This is a genomic window from Methylomicrobium lacus LW14 (genome assembly GCF_000527095.1).
Taxonomy (GTDB): domain Bacteria; phylum Pseudomonadota; class Gammaproteobacteria; order Methylococcales; family Methylomonadaceae; genus Methylomicrobium; species Methylomicrobium lacus.
The window spans coordinates 100346-126519 of the sequence record NZ_AZUN01000001.1; the positions used below are offsets into that span (position 1 = coordinate 100346).

Consider the following 26174-nt stretch of genomic DNA (forward strand, 5'->3'; position numbering starts at 1 on the left):
GAAACATCCCAGGGATGATTGTGCATGAACAAAGCCAAACTCAAAACCTACGCCCCGCAAGCCCGCAAAGACTTCATCGCCGCCGTCACTGCCCGCGCGCATCGGCTGGGCTTGGCCGATAACAACGGCCAATTGCAGATTGCGCCTGCCGAAAAAAGTGGGGATTGGGTGATCATTGCCGGCCAGTCCTGGCCGGCCAAAATCAGCCGTCAACGCGACAACCTGATTAGGCTGATCCAGAAGCACGGCTTTGCTCAAACCATGGAAAACGTGGCCTATACCTGGTTCAACCGCTTTGCCGCGTTGCGTTACATGGAAATCCACGACTACCTAAATCACGGCTATCGGGTGCTGTCCAACCGCGCGGGCGGCCTGCCGGAAATTCTTGGGTCTGCGCCGGAACTGGCGCAACACGGCGACCTTCCCGGCCTGAATCCTGAGCGCGCGATCGAACTCAAACTGGCCGGCGACCAGGACGGCGAACTTTACCGGCTGACCCTGATCGCGCAATGCAACGCGCTATCCAATGCAATGCCGTTTCTCTTCGAACATATCGACGACGAAACCGAACTGCTGCTCCCGGACAATTTGTTGCTGACCGATTCGGTCGTCGCCAAACTGGTCGAGGCGATTCCGGAAGAAGACTGGAGCCAGGTCGAAATCATCGGCTGGCTGTATCAATTCTACATCAGCGAGAAAAAGGATCAGGTCATCGGCAAGATGGTTAAATCCGAAGACATTCCTGCCGCCACTCAGCTGTTTACCCCTAATTGGATCGTCCAATATCTGGTGCAGAACAGCATCGGCCGGCTGTGGCTGATGGCTAATCCAGCATCCACGCTGAAAAGCCAGTGGCCGTATTACATCGAACCCGCCGAACAGACGCCTGAAGTACAAACCCAGCTGGATGCGTTGATTCAAACGCGCATCGACGAGGACTCCCCTCTCCCTGAGGGAGAGGGGCCGGGGGTGAGGGGGAGTCTGAATCCGGAATCCCTGACCGTCCTCGATCCTGCATGCGGTTCCGGACATATCCTAGTGGAAGCCTACGAGGTATTGAAGGCGATTTATCTGGAACGCGGTTACCAGCCCCGCAGCATTCCGCGCCTAATTTTGGAAAAAAACCTCTTTGGTCTGGACATCGATGACCGTGCCGCGCAACTGGCAGGATTTGCTTTGTTGATGAAAGCACGCGCTGATGATCGGCGACTGCTTGACAATCCGCCCAAGCTCAATGTGCTGGCATTGCAGGAAAGCAAAGGTCTGGATGCCGATGAGTTGACCGCCCATTTAGCGGGTTTCGTAGGTTGGGCTGACGCAGGAAGCCCAACATTGCCGCCGAAAGCGTTGGGCTTCGTAAACTCAGCCCAACCTACGATTGCCTCGTTGCTAGAGACTTTCACGCATGCCCTTACCTTCGGCTCGTTGATTCAAATTGCGGCAGACTTGAATGCGCAACTGCCGGCAATGGAGGTTGCTTTGCAACAGGCCGTGCAAAGCGGCGATCTGCTTGCGCAAGCGGCGGCGCTCGATTTGTTGCCGTTGGTGCGGCAGGCGCGGATTTTGGGCATGCAGTTCGATGCGGTGGTGGCGAATCCTCCGTATATGGGCGGCAAAGGCATGAATGCGGCGTTGAAGGATTATGCCAAGCGTACGTTTCCCGATAGTAAGTCGGATTTGTTTGCGATGTTCATCGAGAGAGGCTTTGAGTGGTGCAAACCATCCGGTTTTAACAGCATGGTGACGATGCAGAGCTGGATGTTTTTGTCTTCTTTCGAGACCATGCGGGAGAAGTTGCTGACGGAGCGCACCATTGCCACGATGGCGCATTTGGGCGCGCGGGCGTTTGGCGAGATTTCCGGCGAAGTGGTGCAGACGACGGCTTTTGTGTTGCAAGGTAAACATTTCAATGGCTACAAACCAGTGTTTTTTCGCTTGGTGGATGGGCAAGAGGAACAAAAGAACATGGCTTTGCTTGCAGGTCAAAATCGATTCGATACTACAGTGCAGGATGATTTCAAGAAAATTCCGGGTAGTCCTATAGTTTTCTTTGTTGGATCATCTGTTTTCAATGTCTTTGAAAATTGCCAAAAGATAGGAGATTACGGCAGCACTGGTTCAGGCTTACAAACAAGCGATAACGACAGATTTCTCAGGCAGTGGTTTGAAATTTGTTATTCAAAATTTGGCTATGGCTACAGATCAAGAATTGAAGCAAAAAACTCTGAAAAAAAATGGTTTCCTCATAAAAAAGGTGGGGCTTTTAAAAAATGGTATGGCAATGATGATTTCGTTCTAAATTGGGAAAATGACGGTCAGGAATTATTTGAATTTGCAACTGGTTTATATGGTTCGCCAACTAGGATAATTAAAAATACAGAGCGATATTTTCAAAATGGCATTACTTGGTCGCATACAACTAGCTCTTTCTTTAGTGCTCGGATAATGGAAACTGGCACAATATTTAACGTTGAAGCTCCTTCGTTGTTTGATGTGGAAAACGAAATTTTTCTCCCTTTTCTTTGTTCAAAAGTTTGTCAGTTTTTAATTGGCATAACAAATCCTACTATGCATTTTGTGTCTGGGAGTGTTGCAGCTCTGCCATTTAATAAAGAAAAAATACTGCCTTTTAAAAATGAAATAAGCAAAATCTGTCAATCTGCAATTGAAAGATCAAAAAACGACTGGGACAATTACGAAACCTCTTGGAATTTCACCAAAAATCTACTGATTCGCCAAAAACAAAACACCTTAGAACAGGCTTTTGAGCATTGGCAAACGCAAAACCGGGCCGACATTAACGAAATGCAACGCCTGGAAGAAGAAAACAACCGCCTCTTCATCGAAGCCTACGGCCTGCAAGACGAACTTTCCCCCGAAGTCCCCGAAGAACAAATCACCCTGACCCGCGCAGACCGCGAAAAAGACTGCCAACGGCTGATTTCCTACGCCATCGGCTGCATGATGGGGCGTTACCGGCTGGACAGGCCGGGGTTGATTTATGCGCATGCGGGGAATATCGATTTCGACAAAATCTACTATGGCATTGACACTCCCCCCTTTGAAAAAGGGGGGGCGGGGGGGATTTCCCAATTCGCGCAGGCAGAAAGTCAAGAGCAAATCCCCCCTAACCCCCCTTTTTCAAAGGGGGGGATTTTTGCTCCCGATGCCGACGGCATCGTGCCGATCACCGACGAACTCTGGTTCGAGGACGATGCTGCCAATCGCATTCGCGAATTCTTGCTGGCGGTCTGGGGCGCGGAAACCCTGAACGAAAACCTGGCCTGGCTGGCGGAAAGCTTGGGGCAAAAAGCCAATGAAACCCCGCAAGAAGCTATCCGCCGCTATCTGGCCGGCAGTTTCTTCAAGGATCATCTGCAAACCTACAAAAAACGCCCGATTTACTGGCTGTTCTCCAGCGGTAAACAAAGCGCCTTCCAGGCACTGGTCTACCTGCACCGCTACCACGAAGGTACATTGGCCCGCATGCGCGCCGAATACGTCGTGCCGCTCACCGGCAAAATCCAGTCCCGCATCGAAATGCTGGAAAAAGATGCCGCAGCCGCCCCGTCCAACGCGGCCCGCAACAAGCTGAACAAGGACATCGAAAAGCTCAAGAAAAAACACGTCGAACTGCTCGCCTACGACGAAAAACTCCGCCACTACGCCGACCTGCGCATCCAGCTCGATCTGGATGACGGCGTAAAGGTCAACTACGGCAAGTTTGGTGATCTGTTAGCAGAAGTTAAGGCTGTAACGGGAGGTGCTAGCGATGATTAAGACCCAACTTTGGATTCGTTCTCAACAAAATCAGGCACACCTATGAGCGAACAGTACACTTATGCACGATATTGGCGCTGCGCTTTGCAAGTGAATCCAGTAGGTTATAACAGTGCTTACCGAGGTGACGAGCACGGATTGAGCGAGGCAGACTATAACCAGCAATTATTGGAAAAATGCCTGGAGCACGATATTAAGGTTGTCGGACTGGCCGATCATGGCAGCGTGGACAGTATCGATGCCTTGCGCATGTTTCTGGAACCCCATGGTATTGTGGTTTTTCCCGGTTTCGAGATCGCTTCGACCGAAAAAATCCACATGGTCTGTTTGTTCCCGGAAGGGACGAGCAAAGATCAGTTGAACCGTTATCTGGGAAGGCTCGACTTGACCAATCCTGAAGAAAAAGTGTGGCCATCTAAGCTTGGTTGTTTGGCGTTAGCCAGAGTGGTTAGCGATATCGGCGGCTTCTGGTATGCCGCACATATGACCGGAAAAAACGGCTTGCTTCGTCTAAACCAAGATGGCGGTGGTTTGGTTCATATTTGGAAAGATCATGCTCTAGTTCGTGCCGGGCAAATACCAGGACCTGTTTCAGATCTGCCGCTCCAGTTCAAGCGCATTGTTGAAAACGAAGATGCTAACTGGAAACGCGAACGTCCGATTGCCATTATCAATGCCAAGGATGTCGCAAAACCCGCTGACCTGGATGAGAGCAGCGCCACATGCTGGATCAAAATGACCAAGCCTTGCTTCGATGCATTCAAGGTGGCTTTTCTTGATCCTGAGTCACGTATCCGGCTGAATTCCCAACGCGAAGAGAAACCCACAGGCGAGATCGTATCGATGGCTATTTCCGGCGGTTATTTGGACGGCCTAAATATTAAGTTTTCTTCTCATCTCAATACCGTGATCGGCGGGCGTGGCGCCGGTAAATCGACTCTGTTGGAATGTTTGCGCTACGCACTCGATATCCAGCCAAAAGGCAAACAGGCGCAAAAATTGCATTTGGAGATTATCAAGGAAAATTTAGGCAAAGACTCTGGCCGGATTGAACTGGAAATTATTTCATCGGCCCAACATGGCCGTCTTTACCGGGTTTCTCGGCGTTATGGCGAAATGCCGATCGTGCGCGATGCTGAAGGCAATGCTTCCACTTTACATCCCCGCGATTTGTTGCCAGGCATCGACATCTACGGCCAAAATGAAATCTATGAATTGGCTCAGGATGAACAGAGCCGGCTTCGGCTTTTGGATCGATTTCTGCCGAATGATGGCGACTATGAGCAAACTAATGCCAATTTGCGGAAGCGACTGCATGATAATCAACAGAAATTCCTTAAAACCTTAAGCGAAGTCGATGACCTGCAAACACAGGTTGCGCGTTTACCTAAATTGGAAGAACAGGTACAAGGATTTAATTCTCTGGGCGTTCAGGAAAAACTGTCGAGGACGCCTTTATTCGCCCGGGAACGACAAATCGTCGAGCGTACGAACGAAGAGATCCAGCATTTGCAAGCCGGCCTGATTGCGTTACGCGACAATCTTCCGGATTTGGTGTTTATTAGCGACAAAGCTTTGGAAGGTTTGCCCAATGCGGCATTGCTAATTCCTATCCGTGAAACGTTGCAAGATATGCAAAAAAGCTTTGATCGTCATGTCAGCGAATTGCAAGTGGAACTTGCCCAAGGTGAACAACAACTGGCTACCTACCTTAAGGTATGGGAACAATCCCTACAACAAGGCGAAGCGGAGTTGGAAAAAGCATTACGTAGTCTTCCGACCATGTCGGGAAAGAGCGGCCAGGAAGTTGGTACCGCCTATCAACGCTTGCTGCAGGAAATCGAAAGAATCAAACCTTTGAAATCCAGAGTCGCCAACCTCGACAAATTAAGGACATCTCAGGAACAGGAACGTCGTAATCTGCTTGCGGAATTGTCCGATCTTCGGGATCAACACACCAAGAGCCTTCGCCTCGCGGCAAAGAAATTGAATAGCCATCTGAAAGGCAAGTTGAAGGTTGATGTTGTCATTGAAGCTGACCGCACCCCGTTAAAAAATTTCTTGCTGGGTTGTCGACTTGAGGGAGTGGGTGAAAAACGGTTAGCCTGGATTGATGAGTTGGAAACGATAAAACCATTGGCGTTAGCGAACTGTATACGCCAAGGGCAAGGTATGGTTCAGGTCGAGTTGGGCATTACGCCAATGGTCGCTGATGCCTTGGCTAATCTCTCGGTCTCGCAGTTAATGGAGTTGGAAGCATTGGAACTGGGTCACCGCGTCGATATTTTTCTTAACATTTCGCACGGTGAATCCGAGGCGATCTACAAACCTTTGGATAAACTCTCGACCGGACAGCAATGCACTGCCATTTTACACATGTTATTGCTGGAAAATGTTGATCCATTGATTATGGATCAACCCGAAGACAATTTGGATAATGCATTTATTGCCGAGCGAATCGTCCATGAGTTGCGCGCCGCAAAAACCAGTCGGCAATTTTTATTTGCTACCCATAACGCTAATATTCCTGTTTTTGGTGATGCTGAATGGATTGGTGTATTTACTTCGGAGGATAATCACGGTTCACTGGAAGTCGATGCGCAGGGATCAATCGATGTGCCTGCAATTCGCGATCAGGTAGCTAATATCCTGGAAGGGGGAAGAGCAGCGTTTATCCAGCGAAAAGAAAAGTATGAATTTTAGAGGCAGTTTTAATGTTGAAGTCTGAATTGTTGGAAATTATCGCCAATGGCGAGAATTCCGGTGTGGAATTCAAAAGAGATGACTTACGACCGGAGCAATTAGCTAAAGAGATCGTCGCTCTGGCGAATTTTCAGGGAGGCAAGCTGCTTTTAGGCGTTGAAGACGACGGAACTATTAGCGGCATCCAACGAAATGACTTGGAAACCTGGGTTATGGATACCGTGTTTGGCCGCTATATTCATCCCATGATTCTCCCTTATTACGAAGAGGTGGAATTCGACGATGGCAAACGAGTTGCCGTTATTTCTTTGACCCAAGGCGCTTCAAAGCCCTATGTGGTTAGAAATAATAATCGAGAAGAAATTTTCGTTCGCGTCGGCAGCACCTCCCGTTTGGCAACGCGTGAGCAACAAGCCAGGCTATTCGAAAGTGGCGGCATGCTGCATAGCGAGGTATTGCCGGTTTCAGGCAGTTGTTTCGAAGACCTCGATCAGGGGCGGTTAACTGATTATTTGACGAATATCGCGGGTGATTTAACAGTTCCGCAAACCCATGAGGAATGGGAACAACGCTTAAAAGGGCTAGGATTAATGGTGGGGCGTCAAGATGGCGACTCTGCCGTTTGCACGATTGCTGGCCTGGTATTGTTTGGACGTAGCCCGCGACGAAGCCTTCGACATGCCGGCGTTCGATGGATGTCGTTTACAGGCGACGAGAAGGATTATCAAGCGCAAGACGATACGGTATTGGATGGCCCCATGGTTGCCTTATGGGAGGTACGAGAGGGTGAAGGGAGGATACTCATCGAAGATGGATTGGTTGAGCGCTTGGCTGATCGAATGCGGCCTTTCATATCCGAGGAAAGCTCGCAAAGCAATCAAGATCTCCGGCGAGACTCTTATTACCGTTATCCTCTTGATGCAGTTCGAGAAGCCGTTTTAAACGCATTTGTGCATCGCGACTGGACGCGCTCAAGTGAGGTTGAAGTGGTTAATTACTCAAACCGTTTGGAGGTTATTAGTCCAGGTACCCTGCAAAATTCCATGACTATAGACAAAATGCTGGCTGGCCAGCGTTCTGCCCGAAATCCGATCATTGTTGAAATTATGCGTGATTACGGATACGTTGATTCACGTGGCATGGGAGTTCGTAGAAAAATCGTTCCCCTGACACGTGAATTTGCCGGAAAAGATGCAGATTTTGACCTTACCGATGACTATTTGCGTGTGGTGATCCCCGCACGCCCGGGACTGTAAAAAGTATTCTCGTTTAATGCGCCGAATAATCTTTTGAATTTATTCTAAAACATAAGGTAAAAAGTTGAGTCTGCAACGCATCACCGATTCACTAAATGTCTTGTTTGCTTCTCACTCCATTGTGTTTTGGCATGACGTGGAAGGCGAGTTTTCATCAGTCGTGGAAAATCTTTCACTGGAAAACGTCAAGCTCATCCGTTTGCATGAGACACCCGCGCTACAAATCAAAATCGATATTGAACGCCATCCCGAGCAGCGTTGGCTCCTTTATAGCTCGAACCCGGAGCCCGATCCAAAGATAGATTGGCTGCTGGATATTCGGCTGCGCAGTAAATCCTTTAAGGCTGATTCCACATCGATTTTGCTGGATGACTTGGGATTGGCCTCTCAAACGCTACGTGGCTATTTGAAAGAGCGGGCCAAGTTTCTGCGTTCCAAGGACCGTGTTGAACGGTTGAAGCGTCTCGTAGTTGCCACCGATAATGCCGACGACCTTGATCGCAAAATGCTGGCCGTGCTGACACGCGCCGATCAGCCCGAGCTGTTCTCAATCCTGCAACGCTTGTTTGCAGCCCTGGTGTGCGAGGGCGAAGTCGATCTGAACGCTCAGCCCAAAATCTGGCAAGACATCCTGTCCAATGATCTAGGCGATGCATTTTGGCGGCTTGCCAAGGCGCAATTCGGTTACGCCGAAAATGAGCCCAGTTTGCGCGATTTGCTGTTCCGCATCCTGGTGACCGATTGTTGCCGTTCCATGACCGGCGACCCGGCCGAAGCACTGAAACATTTTATTCTTCCCGAGCGCAAGCTCGCCGCCAATGCGTCGGTCTTTGCTTCACGATGGCGTTCCGATTTAACCCACTTTACGAGCTATAACCTGCTTACGGCAGCGGTTGCGCAAGATTTGGAATTGGGACGCGTGCTGAGTGCTTTTTCTGCGGATGACCTGAGTGAAGTGATGACGTTCGAGGCCGTTGAACGCCGCATCATTAGCGATTTGAAGGATAGAATACTGAGCGGGGCGGGAGCCGCCATGGATTCGGTACTTGCGCTGATTGCACGGCGCAGGGACGGGCATTGGGCAAACCCGATTTTGGCCAATACGAATGAGTTGAGCCGCGCCTTGGCGGCGAGTTACGATGCCTTGGAGGCGGCCGCGCACTTTTTGACGCTAAAGGCTCAGTACCATGACGGTTTCAGTTTTGCTTCAAACGAAGCCGGATTTTCCCGTTATCAAACGGAGCTGTTTCGTTTCGATCAACTCTACCGGCACTTCAACCGTGCCGCCGAAGCGGTCGAGCCGATGGGCTGGGCCGTACTTCATGGATTGAGGGAGCGTATCGAATCCATTTATTCAGGCTGGTTTATTCCCCAATTAAGTTCTGCCTGGGGCAAGCTACTCGAAGGCGAGACGGGGTTACTCGCTTCCTGGCGGATACCCGGCATCATCAATCAACAGGACTTTTTCAATCAGGTCGTCATGCCGTTGTCTGACGGCGGCGCAAAACGGATTTTTGTGGTCATCTCCGACGCCTTTCGTTTCGAAGTGGCGGATGAGCTGGTTCAGACGATCAACGGCAAAAGCCGGCTGAAGGCCAGTTTATCGAGCTTATTGGGGGTATTGCCCAGTTATACCGGCCTGGGAATGGTCTCTCTCTTACCGCATCAAACCTTGGCTTATAAAATTAACAGCAACCTGGATCTGCTGGCCGATGGCAAGCCGGTATCGACGATGGAGCAACGCAACGCTTATTTGGGATCGTATTCCGGCGTTGCCGTTAAGGCCGAAGACTTGTTGGCGATGGGAAAGGATAAAGGCCGGGAATTCGTTCGCGACCGCCGACTGGTCTATATCTATCATGATCGCATCGACTTGATTGGCGATAAGCAGTCTTCTGAGACCAAAACGTTCGAAGCCGCTGCGGACACGGTCGTTGAACTTGCCCAATTGGTCAGTTTCATCGTCAACAGCCTGAATGGCTCGAATGTTCTGCTGACAGCCGATCATGGCTTTATCTATCAGGAGTCGCCATTGGAAGAGGCCGACAAATCGGCGCTGAGTGAAAAGCCCGAGGGAACGCTACGCGCGAAAAAACGCTATCTATTGGGGCAGGGCATCGGCGTTAATGACAAGGCATGGTATGGAAATACGGCGTTGACGGCCGGCACCGAACCGGAAGGCAGTCTTGATTTTTGGGTACCCAAGGGCGCGAACCGCTTTCATTTTGCAGGCGGCGCCCGATTTGTACACGGCAGCGCGATGCCGCAAGAGATTGTGGTTCCTATTATCACGGTCCGTGAAAGCGAATCGGAATTGGCCAAAACCAAGGTCGTCAGCATCAGCTTGCTCGGCGCCTCCAACAAGGTCGTCACCAATACGCAACGTTTCGAATTCATTCAGAATGAAGCGGTTTCCGAACGGGTATTAGCCCGGTCCGTAGTCGTCTCTTTGCGCGATGGCGATAAGCCAATCAGTAACGAACAAACCGTCACCTTCGACAGCACCTCGCAACTGCTTGACGAACGCAAACGCTCGCTGCTGCTGACGGTGCTATCGGGTTCTTATGACCGTAACAAAGACTATTTCCTGGTCGCCCGCGATGCCGCGACCAAGGTAGAAGTGCTGCGGGCACCGCTGAAAGTTGATCTGGCATTCAGCAACGATTTTTAGGACGGACATGAACGAAGCAGTAATCTCTCCCGAAATGGACAAAAGCCTGGATCGCCTGTTAAACGAAAATTTTGCCGGCAAGGTAGTGCGCAAGGATTTGACCAAGTTAATCAAGGAAGGCGCCAATGTTCCGGTCTATGTTCTGGAATATCTGCTTGGCATGTATTGCGCAAGCGACGATGAAGAAACCATTCAGGCGGGACTGAAAACTGTTAAGCACATTCTGGCGGATAACTATGTCAGGCCGGACGAAGCCGAGAAGGTTAAATCCAAGATCCGGGAAAGCGGCAGTTACAAAGTCATCGACAAAGTCACCGTTAAACTGAACGAAAGGCGCGACGTCTATGAAGCCCTATTGTCGAATCTGGGTGTCAAAGGCGTTGAAATTCCCGATCGCACCGTCAAGGATTACGAAAAGCTGTTGGCCGGCGGCATCTGGTGCGTGATTACGCTGCACTATGTGTTTGAAGAAGGGCAGGCGGGATCGCCTTTTCAAATCACCGAATTAAAGCCTATCCAAATGCCCAACATGGATATGGAAGCGCTATTTGAAGGGCGCAAGGCGTTTGATGCGATGCAATGGCGGGACGTGTTGCTGCGCTCCACCGGCATGGAACCGATGCATTTCAATGAGCGAGCCAAATGGCACCTGCTGGGACGAATGATTCCGTTCGTTGAGAATAATTATAATGTCTGTGAATTGGGGCCCCGCGGCACGGGGAAAAGCCATATCTATAAGGAAGTCAGCCCCAATAGCATTTTGATTTCCGGCGGCCAGACGACGGTAGCCAATCTTTTTTATAACCTGGGCAGGCAATCGATCGGTCTGGTCGGTTTATGGGATGTCGTGGCTTTCGATGAAGTGGCCGGCATCTCGTTTAAGGATAGGGACGGCATCCAGATCATGAAGGATTTTATGGCTTCGGGTTCCTTCGCCAGGGGCCGCGATTCGATTGTAGCCTCCGCCAGTATGGTGTTTGTCGGTAACATCAATCAATCGGTCGACACGCTGGTTAAAACCAGTCACTTATTGACGCCCTTTCCGGATGTGATGATCGATACCGCGTTTTTCGACCGCTTTCATGCTTACATTCCCGGCTGGGAGATTCCCAAAATGCGGCCGGAATTTTTTACCAATCAATATGGCCTGATTGTCGATTATCTGGCCGAGTTTATGCGCGAAATGCGCAAGCGCAGTTTTTCCGATGCGATCGATAAATATTTCAAGCTGGGCAATAACCTGAATCAACGCGATACGATTGCCGTCCGGCGCACGGTATCGGGTTTGTTGAAGCTGCTCTATCCACATGGCGAATACGACAAGGCAGCCGTTGCGCAATGCCTTGAGTATGCCCTGGAAACCCGGCGCCGCATGAAGGAACAATTGAAAAAGATCGGTGGGATGGAGTTTTTCGATGTGCATTTCAGCTATATCGACCAGGACACCCTAGAAGAAAAATTTGTGACCGTCCCGGAGCAGGGGGGCGATAAGCTGATTCCGGAGGGAGCTTTAAAACCGGGCGTTTTGCATACCCTTTCTCAAGGGGTAAAAGGCCATTTAGGCTTGTTCAGAATCGAAACGCAAATGACGGCCGGTAGCGGCAAACTGAACCTTTCAGGCTTCGGTAGCGTGACCCAGGCGAAAGAAGCGATTAAAGTCGGATTTGATTATTATAAAGGCAATATTTCACGAGTCAGCGGCTCGGCTAAAGCGGCAGACCATGACTATCATCTGCATTTAATTGAATTGCACAATAGCGGCCCCTCGCAGACCTTGACGATGGCCGGCTTTATTGCGTTTTGCTCGGTCATTCTCAATAAACCGATCCAAAGCCAGATGGTTGTTTTAGGCACCATGACGCTAGGCGGAAACATCATTCCGGTCGAAAATTTGGCGGAAACCCTGCAAATGGCGTTTGACTCGGGCGCTAAGCGAATATTGTTGCCGATGGCCAGTGTGAGCGACATTCCCACGGTCCGGGGCGAATTATTCGCTAAATTCCAAACCAGTTTTTATTCTGATCCGGTTGATGCGGTGTTTAAGGCATTGGGGGCTGAGTTTTAGTCATTAAATTTATAGACAAAGTGTTAGCTATTGTTCAGCATTTTTAAACTCGCTCCCAGACAGCCTGCTGTTCGATGGCCTTTGATAAAACCAGCACTTGTAAAACCAGAAGGATAAAGTGTCAAGCAAACCAGAGTCTCTGAGCAATCAAGATTGTCTGGGTCCAAGAAGTTACCGCTGGACAAGTCGAGAGGATCGTTCAGCAAATGCCTGTCGTCTCGTAACGCGATCAGGATCTCTTCCAAGGATACCTTTCTGAATCTCGAGAAGAATTTGTGATCGTATTCGATCGAGGTGTCAACAATCCACCCTTGCATGCGGGGTATTTCCGAGGCTTCGCCGAGACCCAACTGGAGTCTTAGTCCAGTACCAATAATTGTCCTTCTCTTATCAATTCCAAGGACAACATCTCACCAGTCTATTTGTTGAGAAGTTCTTAACTGTAAGCACCCATGGCAAAGATCGGAGAAAATTCCGGCAAGTTTTGCGCCCAAAATCAGCTTTAAATTGCTTTTTGGGTAAAAAAGTTGAAATTTTTTACCCGAGAAGCAATTTTTTTCTTCGAGAGAGAAAAAAGAAGCCAAATCTGTTGACTCAAAAAATAATAAATCCCCATTGCGTAAAATTTTTATATCTATATAAATCAATCAATTATGATGGTTTTTCTGTCGATTTGTCGAAGGTTCACTATTGAAAATTTATTGCCAAAAATCTCTCCCGTAGATCAGGGGAAATTTCGAACCACCGGGAGATGCTTTTATACCCAGTCCCGGAGTCTCACTATCCCAAATGAAATCAGCTGATTTACCGGCGGCACAATTAAAAGCCGCAATCCTTCCTACTATAAACTTGATACGCATTTTTGCTTCCCCAGAAAGCGCTTATTGAAATTACAGTAAGCAAATAGTAAGCAGATTATATCAACAGTCAGGAATAATTCGGAATATTTGACGAAAGTGATATTTTATTAAGATGTTGATATATAAGTTATTTAATATAATTTCGGAATGTTGATCAACACAAGTTAATTGTAAAACTTTCGGGCTCATAACCCGAAGGTCGTAGGTTCAAATCCTGCCCCCGCTACCATACATATGAAGGGTTTAGATCGAAAGGTCTAAACCCTTTTTTTGTGCGTGTTACTTTCTAGTAAGCCAATTTTTGGAATAAAAAAATCACCTCGTCGATATTGCCCAACAGAAATCTCTTGATCGATCAGTGCGTCTGAAGGATCGATTCCTGCGTAGCATCAGTCAGGTCGGACGCAAGCGCTTAAGTTCGATCTGAACGATTTTACGGCAGACCTATATTCCTGACTTTATTTGTTACGATGAAATAAAAGTGTTTTCCGCTACGACGGGAGTGCATAAGGCGCGCGAACTGAATTACCCACGCGACGGAATACGCTTGGGTTTGCCGGTCAACTTAGGTCGTTATCCGAAAGCATCGGCTGCACGGATTGTGCGGTGAAATTTTCGTGCCTTTCGTGCTTTTCGTGGACAAATGCGTCACATCAGTTAATAACGCTTCGCTGCCGGCTTTCTACGCTATCCGTTTTCCCTTTTAGCGCAGCGCCTTTTCCCAGCGGCTTACCACGGCCGCCGCGATGCTGTTGCCCAGCACGTTCGTCGCGCTGCGCCCCATGTCCAGTACCTGATCGATGCCGAGCAACAGCAACAGGCCGGCCTCGGGAATGTGGAACATCGACAAGGTCGCGGCGATGATGATCAGCGACGCGCGCGGTACGCCGGCCACGCCTTTGCTGGTGAACAACAGCACCAGCAACATCAGCAGCTGTTCGCCGAGCGGCATGTCGATGCCGTAGGCCTGGGCAATGAACAGCGAGGCAAAGGTCATGTACATCATGCTGCCGTCGAGGTTGAACGAGTAGCCCAAGGGCAACACCAAGCCGCAGAGCTTTTCGTCGCAACCGAAACGTTCGAGTTGCTGCAACAGTTTGGGGTAGGCGCTCTCGCTGCTGGCGGTGCCGAAAGCGAGCAGCATCGGTTCGCGGATGTGGCGAAGCAGCGACGGCAAGCGGCGTCCCAAAAACACGAAACCGATACCGGCCAGCAGGCCGCAGAGCAGCAACAACGCAAAATAAAACTCGCCGATGAATTTGCCGTAAGAGAGCAGCACCGTAATGCCGTTTTGCGCGACCACCGACGCGATCGCCGAGAACACCGCCACCGGCGCGTAATGCATCACATAGCTGGTGATTTTCAGCATGATGTGCGCCAGCGAGTCGAGCAGCAGCACCATCGGATGCGCCAGGTCGCCCAATGCGGCCGAAGCCACGCCGAAGAAGATCGAAAATACGACGATTTGCAAAATTTCATTGGCGGCCATCGCCTCGAAGATGCTTTTCGGAAACACGTGCGCCACGAAATTCTGTAAGGTCGGCTCGACCTCCGGCAGGCCGGTGGCGGCGCCTTCCGGCGGAAACGGAATGTGCAGCGAAAGTCCGGGCTGGAAAAGATTCACCAACAACATGCCGAGCATCAGGCTCAAGATCGACGCCGAAAAAAACCACAGCACCGCTTTGATGCCGATGCGCCCGATCACCTGGATGTCGCCCATTTTTGCCATGCCGACCACCAGGGTCGCGAACACCAGCGGCGCGATGATCATCTTGATCAGGCGCAGAAAAATATCGGTCAGCACGGTCAATACCGTCACGACCTGCTGCAAGGCAGGATTTGGCTGGGGGCCGGCAAAGGCCAGATTCAAAAGCTCGCCGGTCACGATGCCGAGAATTAGAGCGACCGCGACATACAAGGTCTGGCGATTGGGTTTTTGTTCATGGTGATGCGCGTGCGGCGTCATTGGCATGTCCTTAATATTAATCTTTGCTTGGGCGGGGCTTTTGCACCGGGATAGTGAGTCGGTTCAAGGTTATCAACAAATTATGTTAAGCCCTAAACCTTTTAGCTGTACCTAAAAAGCATGAATTGAACCTAACCGAGTCGTACAGGGATCAGAATCGCCTGATAGGCATTGACGGGTTACGATTATCTTGATAATTGGGGGCTTTGAGAGGGCTGTAGGGATCAATGACCGGATTTCTTACTCGAAATGCGGGATCTGGATGATGAAAAGTGGATGAGGGCGAACGCAAAGGTAAGGAGGGCATCTCTTACGAACGCCATACCAGGGCTATAGCAAGCCACGCTCTATCTCATGCAGATAGATGAATTCAGGCGCTTTTACTCCAGCCTTTTTTCTGATTTCGACCAGCTCTGGCGACTCGAAGAAGCGCCGGGCATCGTCCAGCGAGGACCACGCGGAGAAGTGGACGATGTTGTTTGCGTCATTGTCGTAGCGCAGCAATTGGTAGCTGATTTCTCCTGCGCGTTTTCTAATGTCTGCGGCTTGGTCAAAAACCGCTTTCCATGCCGTATAAGCCTCGACCTCATGAATGATTAAAACGTGTTGCATGTAAGCTCCGTTGATTCATAGCGTTAACGGTGAAACTCAAGAACAGGCCGAAAGCGCGGCCTTTAGCCTGTCTTTTGGGTAGGCAGTGTTTAATATGGCCGGCCGTCTTTGTGCGTTAATGACCATACGCCATTCGCCAATTGGATGGCTTTCAGGTCGTCGTTGGGGTAATCGACTTCGTCGCCTTCGGTGCGATCCCCGATTTCGATATAAATGACCGGATCGCTAGACCGATTCACGAGCTGATGGCCGACTCCCGCGCCTGCCTTGAGTCCCATGCAGTCTCCGGGACTGAGCGGGTATTCCTTTTCATCGAGCAGCAGGGTAGGGGTGCCCTGGAGAATATAGATAAATTCATCCTGCTTTGAATGATGATGCAGGAGTGCAGAGATAGCGCCAGGAGCGAGTTCGGTCAGATTGACGCCAAAATGTGTCAGGCCGAAGTGATCGCCCAGTTTTCTTTTCACGCGCCCTTCCACTAACGCGGCGAAGGGCTGGGGGTAGATTGTTTTCTTCTCCGGTGACGGAATGGATTTAGCGGGTACCGGCGTATGTTGCATTGCTACGATTTCCTTGCAAGTTGACGTTGTATGATGGGCAAAATGTCAGTGCGCATAATGCGCGTAAGCTTTTATGACGTTGTGGTCCGGGCCGAAATGCAGTACCTCGGCAGCCAAGCCTCGCGGACTCCTGTAATAAAGGGTGATGCTGTCAACCCCCGTCAGAATCGCGAGCAATTCAAAGCGAAGATCGGGAATCAGCGCTAGCGCCTTCCTCCAGTACGCGCCGACAGCCTCCTTGCCCTTTAGCGTGCCGGAGGGTTCGCCGGCAATCTGAGCGATGATCGGTGAAGACATCTCGAACCGATCCGAATAATGAGCGAGGATGCGGTCAATGTCGTGACTGTTCCAGGAATCGATCCAGTCGTGCGCGAAGTGTTCTGCGAATTTTTTGTCGATCATCGTGATTTTATCATTGTTCTCATTCAATCCCGGTGGAAGTCCACTTGGCATTGTAGAAAGGCGAGCCGTTGATCCAGCCGTCGGCCTTCATCCAGCGCTTGAGAAATAGGTGTTTCTGCGCTCGCCAACCGCATCATCAACATGCTCGGCGCCAGTTTTGTTGCGGGATTGCAAGAGTATCAGCCACGCTAAGAAAATTTAGTTGAAAAGAAGGGGGGCAACGTGAAGGTAAGCTGCGGAGCGCTGTAGGTGGAGTAGTTTAAACCTAAAATTTTTGTCGTGTACAGAGATCCCTTTATTGGCGCCGATAGCAAAGATTTCTAGCGCCTGTTTATGCAGAAACCTGTCGTCATCCTGTCATATTTTTTGGATAGTATTCCTGCAGCTTAGCTTATCAGGCGTTATTGACGTAGCAGACGTTTTTTCATCGATTCGAACACGTAACAAGGAAATTCCATCATGAAATGTTTCAAGAAACTCAGCATAGCGGCCGTGAGTTCGATTTTAACTACCGGTGTCGTGCAGGCGGCAGAACCTACCCCGGAGGATTGGTTCGACGCCGGGCGTCAAACCGTTATCGATGCCGAACATCTCAATCCTAACGAAAGACGGGCGAAAAATGTGATCCTGTTTGTCGGCGACGGCATGGGCGTTTCCACGATCACGGCTTCACGGATTTACGATGGCCAGCAAAAAGGCGGCCACGGCGAAGAAAATTCTTTGAGCTTTGAAAAATTCCCTTATCTGGCTCTGTCCAAGACCTACAGCGTCGACCAGCAAACGCCAGACTCAGCGCCGACGATGACTGCGATGGTGACCGGCGTTAAAACCATCGGCGATTCGATTTCGGTCGATCAAGATGTCGAGCATAGCGAGCCCGATGCCAACAAAATTAATGCGAATGCGCTCAAAACCATTCTGGAAAAGGCCAAGGAGCAGGGGTTATCGGTCGGCGTCGTGTCTACCGCGCGTATTACGCATGCGACGCCCGCCGCGACCTACGCGCACACTTCTAACCGCGACTGGGAAGGCGATTCGGATAAACCGGCCGGCGCGACGGTTCCCGACATTGCATCGCAATTGGTTGATTTTGACATCGACGGCGGTATTAACGTAGCGCTCGGTGGTGGGCGGACGCGTTTTATTCCCAAAACCGCGACCGATCCAGAATACGGCGTTGCCGGCAAGCGTAAGGACGGACGCGACCTGACGGCCGAATGGGTCAGTAAACACCAGAATGCTCAGTATGTCTGGAATAAAGACCAGTTCAATGCGATCGATCCGAAAACCACCGATCACCTGCTGGGGCTTTTCGAGCCTTCCCACGTCCATTATGAAGCCGATCGTGTCGCACACGACAAGGCGGGCGAACCCTCGCTGACGGAAATGACGGTCAAAGCTCTCGATATTCTCAAAAAGAATAAAAAAGGTTACTTCCTGATGGTTGAAGGCGGCCGTATCGATCATGCCCATCATTCCGGCAATGCCTATCGGGCACTGACCGATACCCAACAATTGGCCGCCGCGGTACAGACTGCGGCAGAGAAAACCAGTGCCAAGGATACCTTGATCATCGTAACCGCCGACCATAGTCATGTCTTCACGATCGGAGGTTACCCGCAACGCGGCAATCCTATCTTGGGCTTGACTCAAGGCGTAGGCTCGGATCTTCCTGACGTTGATTTGCTCGGTTTGCCGTACACCACGTTGAATTATGCCAACGGCACCGGCTATACCGGCAAGTCAGACCTGCAACCGGAAGGCTCAAAATCATTCAACGCGACAGACGGATCATGGTCATCGGGTAGCGAAGGCCACAATCCAAAATCTTTTGAGCCGGCCACCGGACGTCCTACGCTCACCAATGACCTGGTACAAAATTCGAATTATCTGCAGGAAGCGATTATCCCGCTTGCCGCGGAAACGCACGCCGCCGAAGACGTCGCGATTTTTGCCAGAGGCCCCAAGGCGCATTTGTTTCACGGCGTGATGGAGCAAAACGTGATTTATCATGTGATGGCAAGAGCCTTGGGATTTGACAAACATGGCTCGGGAAAGGGCGCCGGAAAATGAGGCAAGCCGATTGATTAAAGTCGTCTTGACGAAAAGACGCTGATGAAGAAAAGGGATACTCGTATCCCTTTTCTTGTTTGAACCCGGTTTAAATGTATTTATGAAAGTATTTGATATTTTAACAAGCGTACTCGGACTCGGTTTTCTCTGCGCTTCTGCATTGGGTTTTGCCGATAGCGAAAACCCTAGCGAACAAGTCGCTTGCCGTTATGAAATGAAAGTGATGTCCCATGCAAATAACAAGGCGCTGACCGATCATCGTGCCTGGTTTTTCTGGCGGCAAGCCAACATGATCCAAACGCAAGATGCCGACGGCGATTACGGAGAAATTTGGGAGAGAACGGATAATGGCACTATTCAATACCGCAAGCTTTATCATACCGATAAAACCGCCGTCGAATACATGCCGGCAGATAGGCCGACCAATCAGATGAGTTTCGACTGGTACAAACTCTCCAGTATGCTTAGCCGCGAGGAGCTTGACGCGTTGAAGTTGGTAAAAAAAACCCACGTTTTGGGCCGTAACGCGGAGTTACGCAAAGGGAAAACGGATGATCAGAATATAGAAGTGCTATGGTTGCCGGACGAAAAACTACCGGCCAAGATCATCAGAAAAGACAAAAACGGTAGCATGGAACTGCGGCTAGCGGAAATCTTATCGTTGTCAAAGGCTCCTCGAAAGCCGGTAGATTTGGAAGTCATCGCCAATTACCGGCATATTGACGCAGCCGATTTCGGTGATATGGAAAACGACCCTTTTGTGAAGAAAGTGATGGCGGCAGAAGGGCATCACCATCATTAGCTGTATGAAGTGTCAATACATTTCCGGACACAAAGTTAAGCAGATTTGAGCTGCAATTCATAAGATCTTTAAGAGCATCACAAAAGCCCCCTAAGGCTCAGACTCGATAGAGTCGCAATCGAGTCTGATCCTCTTTGGCTTCCCCGGCTCCAGTATCCGCGACGCGCCCGCTGAAGCCATGCGACTGTCCTTCCTCTATTCCCCTGCTTTTCCTCTGCGGTCCGCGTGATGCCCTGCTTTTTTGCATTTTAGATGCCGTAAGCCGCGCGAAATCTATTCGCTACGAGCAATGCGACAGAGTTTTCACGGTATTAGTCCATGCAATAAACATCATGGGAATGTTATGATAATGGCACTTTTTACACTGCCCTGAGACATATTATGCGAACATTAAGCCTCTTCTGTTTTCTACCGCTGTTGCTCATGGTGATGACAAACGAAGTTGATGCCGCCAAGTCGCTCAAGCCGCAGCGTGTCAAATCATACAAGGCGCTGAAACAAATGTTGTCTCAGCGTCAACCGAAGGCATTCCGCAATATTACATTCGACGTCGGCGGGCCGATTGCTATGCCTGGAGCCAGTGTGAGTTCTGACTCGGGCTCGATGATCGCGCCGGTGTCTCATTCCGAGACCAACGTACAGGTGGCGGGGGTCGATGAGGGCGACATCGTCAAGACCAGCGACGGCTACATTTATCAGATCGCCGAAAATCATGTGCGGTTGGTGAAAGCCTATCCGTCACAGGCGCTGGCGCAAGTGGCGGAGCTGGTTTTCGATGATGATTTTCGCCCCAGCGAGTTGTATGTCGATGGCGATCGTTTGGTGGTATTGGGCAATGCCTGGCAGAGCGCGGATGGGGCACAGGCAGCGGGTCCTGCTAATGGTGTTCCAGCGTCGATGCCGCTGATAGGGTGGCCAAGAGGCGCCAATCAGGCCGCAGCCAAAATTTATGACATCAGCGATAAGGCAAATCCCCGCCTGGAGCGGGCGTTGATGCTGGAAGGCGATCTTTTATCTTCTCGTAAAATTGGCGACAGCGTTTATGTCATCAGTAAAAATTACTCGCGCGATTACCTCTATTTGCCGATGCCGGAGCTGCGGCAGGAACGGAAAAAAACGTTAAATTCGTTGGACAATCTGATTCCGCATGTTTCGGATACCGCAGTCAATGGCGGCACGGAACAAATGCTGCCGGTTAGCAAGCTGTATTATTTTCCTGGTTTTGTCGACCCCGATTATGTGGTGGTCGCCGGCTTTCGCCTGAGTCAACCGGACAACCCGGCGGATGTCAAAGCGTATTATGGCAGCGGCGATGTGATTTACGCTTCCCATGACAACCTCTATTTATCGGCGGCGGATTATAAGGCGAAGATAAACAGCAAAGGCCTCGAGGTCAGCAAACCTTTTACCCATATCTACAAGTTTGCCTTGCAGAATGGTGAAACCCGTTTCCTGCGGCAGGGTGAAGTACCGGGCACGGTGTTGAATCAATTTTCGATGGATGAAAGCAACGGCTTTTTCCGCATCGCCACAACCATCAATCGCTGGAGCTGGGATGGCTCGACTGCGCAAGGCTCCAGTTGGAGCAATCTTTATGTGCTCGATAGCGATATGAATCGGGTGGGCGCGGTGGAAAAATTGGCGCCTGGCGAGCGGATTTACGCCGCCCGCTTCATTGGAGAGCGTTGTTATCTGGTCACTTTCAGACAGACGGACCCCTTGTTCGTGATCGACTTGGCGAAGCCGGATGCGCCGACAGTCCTGGGTGAGTTGAAAATCCCCGGATTTAGCACTTATTTGCATCCTTATGACAGCGATCACATCATCGGTTTTGGGCATGAGGCCGACGAAAATACCGGTTTTAGCCAAGGTTTGAAACTGGCTTTGTTCGATGTCAGTGATGTCAACAATCCCCAATTGAAACACAAAGTTATCCTCGGCGGCTTAGGGAGTTATTCACCACTGCTGAACAATCATAAAGCTCTGTGGTTCGACAAAGAGCGGCAATTATTAGGTTTTCCGGTACAGATATCCGAACAGTCTGATACGGCTGAGCCAAACAATTGGTGGTCTATCAAATCAGTCTTTGAGGGCGCTTATGTTTATCAGCTCACGCCGGAAGACGGTTTTGTGCAAAAAGCAGCGATCACGCATCAAAGCAACCCCAGTCAATGGAAGTACCGTAATTACATCGATCGCTTACTGACCATCGACGATCAGTTGTATACCCTTTCCGAGTCCAGAATTCAGAGCCAGGATTTGGTAAATTTCGAGCAAACGGGATTTGTAGAATGGCAAGCGCCGGAGGATGATGTGCCGGTTGAGGTCCAACCCGCGATTGTTTCGGAGCCTGCGCCGATCGATTAAAGCCAGGGTTTCGGTCAAGATAGAGGTGGAGCCGAAAAATTGAACTGCTGGTTGAGTGGAAGGCTTGCTGCTTTGCGTCGCCAATGGACGTTCAGCGAAGCTACCGAACCTGATTAAAGTGCAAACCTTCAAAACCACCTTAGGGCACACGTCCCTTGTATCTTAACAGCGGTTATGATTAGCTACCATAACCTGAGGCAGAATGAGTTTGTGCGCGTCCCTTGTATCTTAACAGCGGTTATGATTAGCTACCATAACCTGAGGCAGAATGAGTTTGTGCGCGTCCCTAGGGTTAACCTTGTGTCAAAGAGAAAACCTTCTGTCTCGCTGCTGATGCCAATCTGAACACTGAACGGTAGCCAAGGGCCTCGACCCTGAATGCACAAGGCAAGTGAGCTCAGTTGGTTTACTTTAGCCATTCGGAGTAACTTTATGTTTTTCATAGGCATTGATGTTTCCAAAGCCAAGCTGGATTGCAGCCTGTTAGTGGATGTCTCTAGCAGTAAACGCCGGGCCAAATCGGTTGCCAATTCTAAAGCCGGCGTCGGCGAACTCCTGTCCTGGTGTGCGAAACAGCACGCCATGACTCAAGAACTTCACGCTATCCTGGAAGGCACGGGAGTCTATCACGAACAGGCGGCGCTGGCTTTAGCCGATGCCGGAGTCACCGTCTCGATTGTCAATCCGGCTCAAGTCAAAGACTTTGGCCGTAGTCTCGGTGTTCGCACTAAAACCGATGGCATCGATAGTTTGATCTTAGCCCGCTACGGCGCCTTGCTCAAGCCCAAGATTTGGACCCCGCCGTCCAGAGAGGCTCGAACCTTACAAGTCTTATTGTCCCGCCGTGAAGCGATTGCCCAAGACCTGCAACGCGAGCGCAACCGGTTGGAAAAAGCCGATGTTATCGATACGCCATCCCGCGTCCATCAGTCCATTGTCGATTCTGTTGCCTTTCTGGAGCAACAACTCAGCAAGCTCCAACAAGACATAGACAACCACATTGACAGGCATCCCAACTTAAAAGCCGACCGTGATCTGTTGCTCAGCATTCCAGCAGTCGGGCCGCAAGTCAGTAATCACTTGCTGTCCATTATTCATACCCACCACTTCCAATCGGCTGAGCAATTGGCAGCTTATCTCGGGCTAGTGCCGGTGGAGAGGCAATCTGGCTCATCTGTTTTAGGTCGACCTCGCTTGTCTAAAGCGGGCCCTGCACAGATGCGGGCTATCCTTTATATGGCAGCTATCGTAGCAACCCGTTATAACCTCCACCTTAAAGCACTTTATCAACGGCTACAGGAACGGGGTAAATCGAAAATGTCCGCTCTATGTGCGGTAATGCGAAAACTGGTGCATTTGTGCTTTGGCGTTCTTAAGACCAGAGAGCCTTACCGATCTGACTATGGCGTTAAAGCTTGACTTTTAAGACGGTATCTTTGACAGTCGTGTTAGGCTGGATGCGTGATTGCAAGACCTGACCCTTTTTTTCTTCCTAATTCAGCGCTCGTTGAGATGCCTGTCAATGACACTGTAACGTTTTCACCATATTTTCTCATGTTAGCCTCGTTTGAATTTATGTATAACGCTAAGTATAACTTGACCCAAAAAGTGTAGCGACGATAGGAGCGGAGCTTTTTGGGGTCAAGTTGATATGAGGGTTATACGTATTCGGGCTTATGGTTGGCTATGTACTCCTCTAGCTTCTTGTAATTGGCTTCGCTGTTTGCCCAGAGCACAGCATCTAAAGACTCAAAGTCGGACAAACCTTCCCTCCAGCGCGCCAAGGCGACCTGAAACGCCTCGGCAGATTTTGCAGCCCCAACAGCCTCATATACTGCGATGAAATCCTCCAAGCGAGTTTCTTGGTGGAAAGGGTTCCCGAACAGGTATTCGAAACCTCCGTTGTCAATGATTCCCTGAGCCGTCACGAGCATCACCGCAACTTTATGCGCAAACGGTGACCGCATGGGGTCAAAACCTCGCCCTATTAGCTTATCCACTGTCGTATCAATAAGGTCAGCCATACGTATAACGCCTAGCTCAGCCGACGTCAGGCCGCATCGCGGCCTGACGTCGGCTGGAGCGATGTGTTATACGTTTTTGTATATGTCATGCAGAAATTCTCCGTTTGTGTCATTCAATGCCATCCCATTATGTAAGAGCTGCAAGTTATTTGATTCACCACTACCATTAATTGAACGAACATCATCAAGGACGCATAAAAATCCAAAAACTGCCTCGTGTACTGCCTCTGAAATCAGCTTGGAAACAATTTCTCGATCAGTATCGTTTAGCTCTTTGAACCACGAAGATTGTATGAGCAACTGGCTGTCAGGCTTACGGCCAGGTGGGTTATTCAGATTATCTAACGTACCTTTTATCGCTCCAGTAGCGACTACTTGCTTGACACGCTTAATAAATTCTACTTTATCCACTTCGTTTCCTGCGACGTATAACGTTTGACATGAGCGACCTCCACAAGCGGGCGAAGCCCGCTTGTGGAGGTCCGCTCGATGGAAGGGTTAGCCGCCATTCTCGCCCTCTGACTGGACCCAGGCCACGAAGGCGGCAACCGTGTTAGCAAACTCCGTGACGCTGACTCGCGCAGAGACAAGACCCTTTGGTGAGTCCTTGAACAACAGGCGAAGCTCCCCGTTCGATGCAGCGATGAACGATTTGGAGCGATCAAATGATTCACCGCCGTTCGTAAGAAAATCAAACTTGAAGAACTTGGCAGCGTCAGCCGCCACTTCCTCGGACGTTCTGTCATCGTCCTCATACAGCGCGCGATCCAACAGTTCGAATAGCTCGGTGTCACTCAGTGACGCAAAGGCCGGCTCGTGCAGCGACGGCAAGCGTTTGACAACTCCCGACAGGTGGTTAGCCGTGACGTTCAGCATGCAGGCTGGCTCTTCCAGGTCACCGAGACGCTGCCCTCTTGCCCACACGCACATGCGACCAAACACCCAGCCCTTCTCGTTTGGGATTGGCTCGTGAACGCATTGAATTGCGAACGATGATGGGTCACCGAATTGCATGGCGGCTAACGCAGAGCTAAGGGGCGGGCGCGATAGCGACCGTCCCTCTTGAGCGCCGGGTTAGGTCGCAGACGCCGGCACCTTCGAACGCAACAGGAGCCATGCAAGGTAGACAGCGGCGGCGACATCGTAGGCTAGACAGAAGATCGGCCACCACGCGGGCACTCCCGGATTATCGATCAAATGACCATGGACAAGATCAAACACGCCATGCGCCGCAAGTGCTGCGACGACTATCCACAGCGAGTATTTGAAACCGGCAATGGATGCGCCCAAAAACGCAACGATGACCATTGACTCAACCATCAGCACCTGAGTGGAAGCGCCCATGACCGAAAACAACGCATAGTACGAAGCGATGACAATCATCACCGTAGGGTAGAAAGCCCGATTTCGATCCAGGCCAATGTACGTCATTAAGAGCCCCACCGAAAATGCCAAGACCGCTCCAATCAAAAACGCCATACCTGTTCCTCCGGATTTCTGCTACGTCCGCGCGTCAGGTGGCGCGTCACCATCAATAATACTCTGCAATTCCGGTGCGATGGGCATGCGTTTGAACATACTAACGTTACTGCCACCTGTGTTCCCGACCGGGACAACCCCAACAGCGGAACCCAAGACGCCTAGAGCGATGCGTATGACTTGCCCGAAGGCCGCTACGGGCCGCCGTCGCAGCAATTCCACCTTGAGCATCAGCCAATGCGATCTGACGTGGGGCACGACAAAAGCCTGGCCAATGACGTGAGCGCGCTCCAGATGAGTAAAGCCCGCTTCAGTGTCGCCTGTTGCTATGAACTCTTTCGCCCGCGCGATCTCATTGTCGAAGGCTGCGCTCTGAATTGGATTCATGATCCACTCTCCTATGAGATCTAACGCAAAGCTAACCAGCCCGCCGCAAGACAGCCAAGAAGCAGAACCGCCTCGCTTCGGCGGGTCTGGTTGAGCGTTGGGTTGGACGAAGCCGCTACGCGGAGAAACAGCCCCATCGCCCGATTGTTTATAAAATGTAACCTCAA

At 50.5% G+C, this 26174-nt stretch carries 18 protein-coding genes; 9 read left to right on the forward strand and 9 right to left on the reverse strand.

Annotated features, from left to right (window positions below):
* The first annotated feature begins 24 nt into the window (after positions 1-24).
* The 5 genes from pglX (at position 25) to brxL (ending at position 12475) form a co-directional block, all read left to right on the forward strand.
* The gene (gene pglX, locus METLA_RS0100475) at positions 25-3780 is read left to right on the forward strand and encodes a BREX-1 system adenine-specific DNA-methyltransferase PglX (RefSeq protein ID WP_024296677.1); all 3756 of its coding nucleotides are present in this window, start codon (positions 25-27) and stop codon (positions 3778-3780) included.
* Positions 3781-3822: 42 nt separating this feature from the next.
* A complete protein-coding gene (locus METLA_RS0100480) occupies positions 3823-6483 on the forward strand; it encodes a TrlF family AAA-like ATPase (RefSeq protein ID WP_024296678.1) in 2661 nt (886 codons plus the stop codon).
* Positions 6484-6494: 11 nt separating this feature from the next.
* On the forward strand, positions 6495-7739 hold the full coding sequence (locus METLA_RS0100485) for an RNA-binding domain-containing protein (protein WP_024296679.1): 1245 nt from the start codon (positions 6495-6497) through the stop codon (positions 7737-7739).
* Positions 7740-7803: 64 nt separating this feature from the next.
* Entirely contained in the window at positions 7804-10410 is a 2607-nt protein-coding gene (pglZ, locus tag METLA_RS0100490; protein WP_024296680.1) for a BREX-1 system phosphatase PglZ type A, read from the forward strand.
* A 7-nt stretch (positions 10411-10417) separates the two neighbouring features.
* Positions 10418-12475 (forward strand): protease Lon-related BREX system protein BrxL, encoded by a 2058-nt coding sequence (gene brxL / locus METLA_RS0100495; RefSeq protein ID WP_220096013.1) that lies wholly within the window; start codon positions 10418-10420, stop codon positions 12473-12475.
* A gap of 1563 nt (positions 12476-14038) precedes the next feature.
* Here the strand turns inward: brxL and METLA_RS0100510 are convergent.
* From METLA_RS0100510 to METLA_RS0100525, 4 genes are all read right to left on the reverse strand, one after another.
* Positions 14039-15301 (reverse strand): dicarboxylate/amino acid:cation symporter, encoded by a 1263-nt coding sequence (locus METLA_RS0100510; protein WP_029646271.1) that lies wholly within the window; start codon positions 15299-15301, stop codon positions 14039-14041.
* Between the two features lie 330 nt (positions 15302-15631).
* A complete protein-coding gene (locus METLA_RS0100515; protein ID WP_024296683.1) occupies positions 15632-15913 on the reverse strand; it encodes an antibiotic biosynthesis monooxygenase in 282 nt (93 codons plus the stop codon).
* 89 nt (positions 15914-16002) lie between these two features.
* On the reverse strand, positions 16003-16380 hold the full coding sequence (locus METLA_RS0100520) for a cupin domain-containing protein (RefSeq protein ID WP_281171916.1): 378 nt from the start codon (positions 16378-16380) through the stop codon (positions 16003-16005).
* Positions 16381-16518: 138 nt separating this feature from the next.
* Positions 16519-16875: a nuclear transport factor 2 family protein gene (locus METLA_RS0100525; protein WP_024296685.1), complete on the reverse strand. Its 357-nt coding sequence runs from the start codon at positions 16873-16875 to the stop codon at positions 16519-16521.
* 492 nt (positions 16876-17367) lie between these two features.
* On the opposite strand from METLA_RS0100525, the gene METLA_RS0100530 reads away from it, so the two are divergent.
* The 4 genes from METLA_RS0100530 (at position 17368) to METLA_RS0100545 (ending at position 23536) form a co-directional block, all read left to right on the forward strand.
* The gene (locus tag METLA_RS0100530) at positions 17368-18948 is read left to right on the forward strand and encodes an alkaline phosphatase (RefSeq protein ID WP_342665839.1); all 1581 of its coding nucleotides are present in this window, start codon (positions 17368-17370) and stop codon (positions 18946-18948) included.
* Between the two features lie 100 nt (positions 18949-19048).
* Entirely contained in the window at positions 19049-19750 is a 702-nt protein-coding gene (locus tag METLA_RS0100535; RefSeq protein WP_024296687.1) for a hypothetical protein, read from the forward strand.
* Between the two features lie 381 nt (positions 19751-20131).
* A complete protein-coding gene (locus tag METLA_RS0100540; protein WP_084480028.1) occupies positions 20132-22117 on the forward strand; it encodes a beta-propeller domain-containing protein in 1986 nt (661 codons plus the stop codon).
* 432 nt (positions 22118-22549) lie between these two features.
* Complete coding sequence (locus METLA_RS0100545; protein WP_024296689.1) at positions 22550-23536, forward strand: IS110 family RNA-guided transposase; 987 nt, start codon at positions 22550-22552, stop codon at positions 23534-23536.
* Between the two features lie 239 nt (positions 23537-23775).
* On the opposite strand, the gene METLA_RS0100550 is transcribed toward METLA_RS0100545, so the two are convergent.
* The 5 genes from METLA_RS0100550 to METLA_RS0100570 form a co-directional block, all read right to left on the reverse strand.
* The gene (locus tag METLA_RS0100550) at positions 23776-24141 is read right to left on the reverse strand and encodes a DMP19 family protein (protein ID WP_024296690.1); all 366 of its coding nucleotides are present in this window, start codon (positions 24139-24141) and stop codon (positions 23776-23778) included.
* A 66-nt stretch (positions 24142-24207) separates the two neighbouring features.
* Positions 24208-24552 carry a hypothetical protein gene (locus tag METLA_RS0100555; protein ID WP_024296691.1) on the reverse strand — a complete coding sequence of 115 codons (345 nt, stop codon included), beginning with the start codon at positions 24550-24552 and terminating at the stop codon, positions 24208-24210.
* Positions 24553-24639: 87 nt separating this feature from the next.
* A complete protein-coding gene (locus tag METLA_RS0100560; protein WP_024296692.1) occupies positions 24640-25155 on the reverse strand; it encodes an Imm42 family immunity protein in 516 nt (171 codons plus the stop codon).
* A 60-nt stretch (positions 25156-25215) separates the two neighbouring features.
* Positions 25216-25620: a hypothetical protein gene (locus METLA_RS0100565; RefSeq protein ID WP_024296693.1), complete on the reverse strand. Its 405-nt coding sequence runs from the start codon at positions 25618-25620 to the stop codon at positions 25216-25218.
* 21 nt (positions 25621-25641) lie between these two features.
* On the reverse strand, positions 25642-26007 hold the full coding sequence (locus METLA_RS0100570) for a DUF3703 domain-containing protein (protein WP_024296694.1): 366 nt from the start codon (positions 26005-26007) through the stop codon (positions 25642-25644).
* Positions 26008-26174: the final 167 nt, after the last annotated feature.

Bases quoted from the DNA above. Each gene is read 5' to 3' on its own strand.
- brxL (WP_220096013.1), top strand. From the start codon at position 10,418: ATGAACGAAGCAGTAATCTCTCCCGAAATGGACAAAAGCCTGGATCGC.
- METLA_RS0100485 (WP_024296679.1), top strand. From the start codon at position 6,495: ATGTTGAAGTCTGAATTGTTGGAAATTATCGCCAATGGCGAGAATTCC.
- METLA_RS0100510 (WP_029646271.1), bottom strand. From the start codon at position 15,301: ATGACGCCGCACGCGCATCACCATGAACAAAAACCCAATCGCCAGACC.
- METLA_RS0100545 (WP_024296689.1), top strand. From the start codon at position 22,550: ATGTTTTTCATAGGCATTGATGTTTCCAAAGCCAAGCTGGATTGCAGC.
- METLA_RS0100560 (WP_024296692.1), bottom strand. From the start codon at position 25,155: ATGCAATTCGGTGACCCATCATCGTTCGCAATTCAATGCGTTCACGAG.
- METLA_RS0100565 (WP_024296693.1), bottom strand. From the start codon at position 25,620: ATGGCGTTTTTGATTGGAGCGGTCTTGGCATTTTCGGTGGGGCTCTTA.
- METLA_RS0100570 (WP_024296694.1), bottom strand. From the start codon at position 26,007: ATGAATCCAATTCAGAGCGCAGCCTTCGACAATGAGATCGCGCGGGCG.
- METLA_RS0100535 (WP_024296687.1), top strand. From the start codon at position 19,049: ATGAAAGTATTTGATATTTTAACAAGCGTACTCGGACTCGGTTTTCTC.
- METLA_RS0100480 (WP_024296678.1), top strand. From the start codon at position 3,823: ATGAGCGAACAGTACACTTATGCACGATATTGGCGCTGCGCTTTGCAA.
- pglX (WP_024296677.1), top strand. From the start codon at position 25: ATGAACAAAGCCAAACTCAAAACCTACGCCCCGCAAGCCCGCAAAGAC.
- METLA_RS0100525 (WP_024296685.1), bottom strand. From the start codon at position 16,875: ATGATCGACAAAAAATTCGCAGAACACTTCGCGCACGACTGGATCGAT.
- METLA_RS0100515 (WP_024296683.1), bottom strand. From the start codon at position 15,913: ATGCAACACGTTTTAATCATTCATGAGGTCGAGGCTTATACGGCATGG.
- METLA_RS0100540 (WP_084480028.1), top strand. From the start codon at position 20,132: ATGCGAACATTAAGCCTCTTCTGTTTTCTACCGCTGTTGCTCATGGTG.
- METLA_RS0100550 (WP_024296690.1), bottom strand. From the start codon at position 24,141: ATGGCTGACCTTATTGATACGACAGTGGATAAGCTAATAGGGCGAGGT.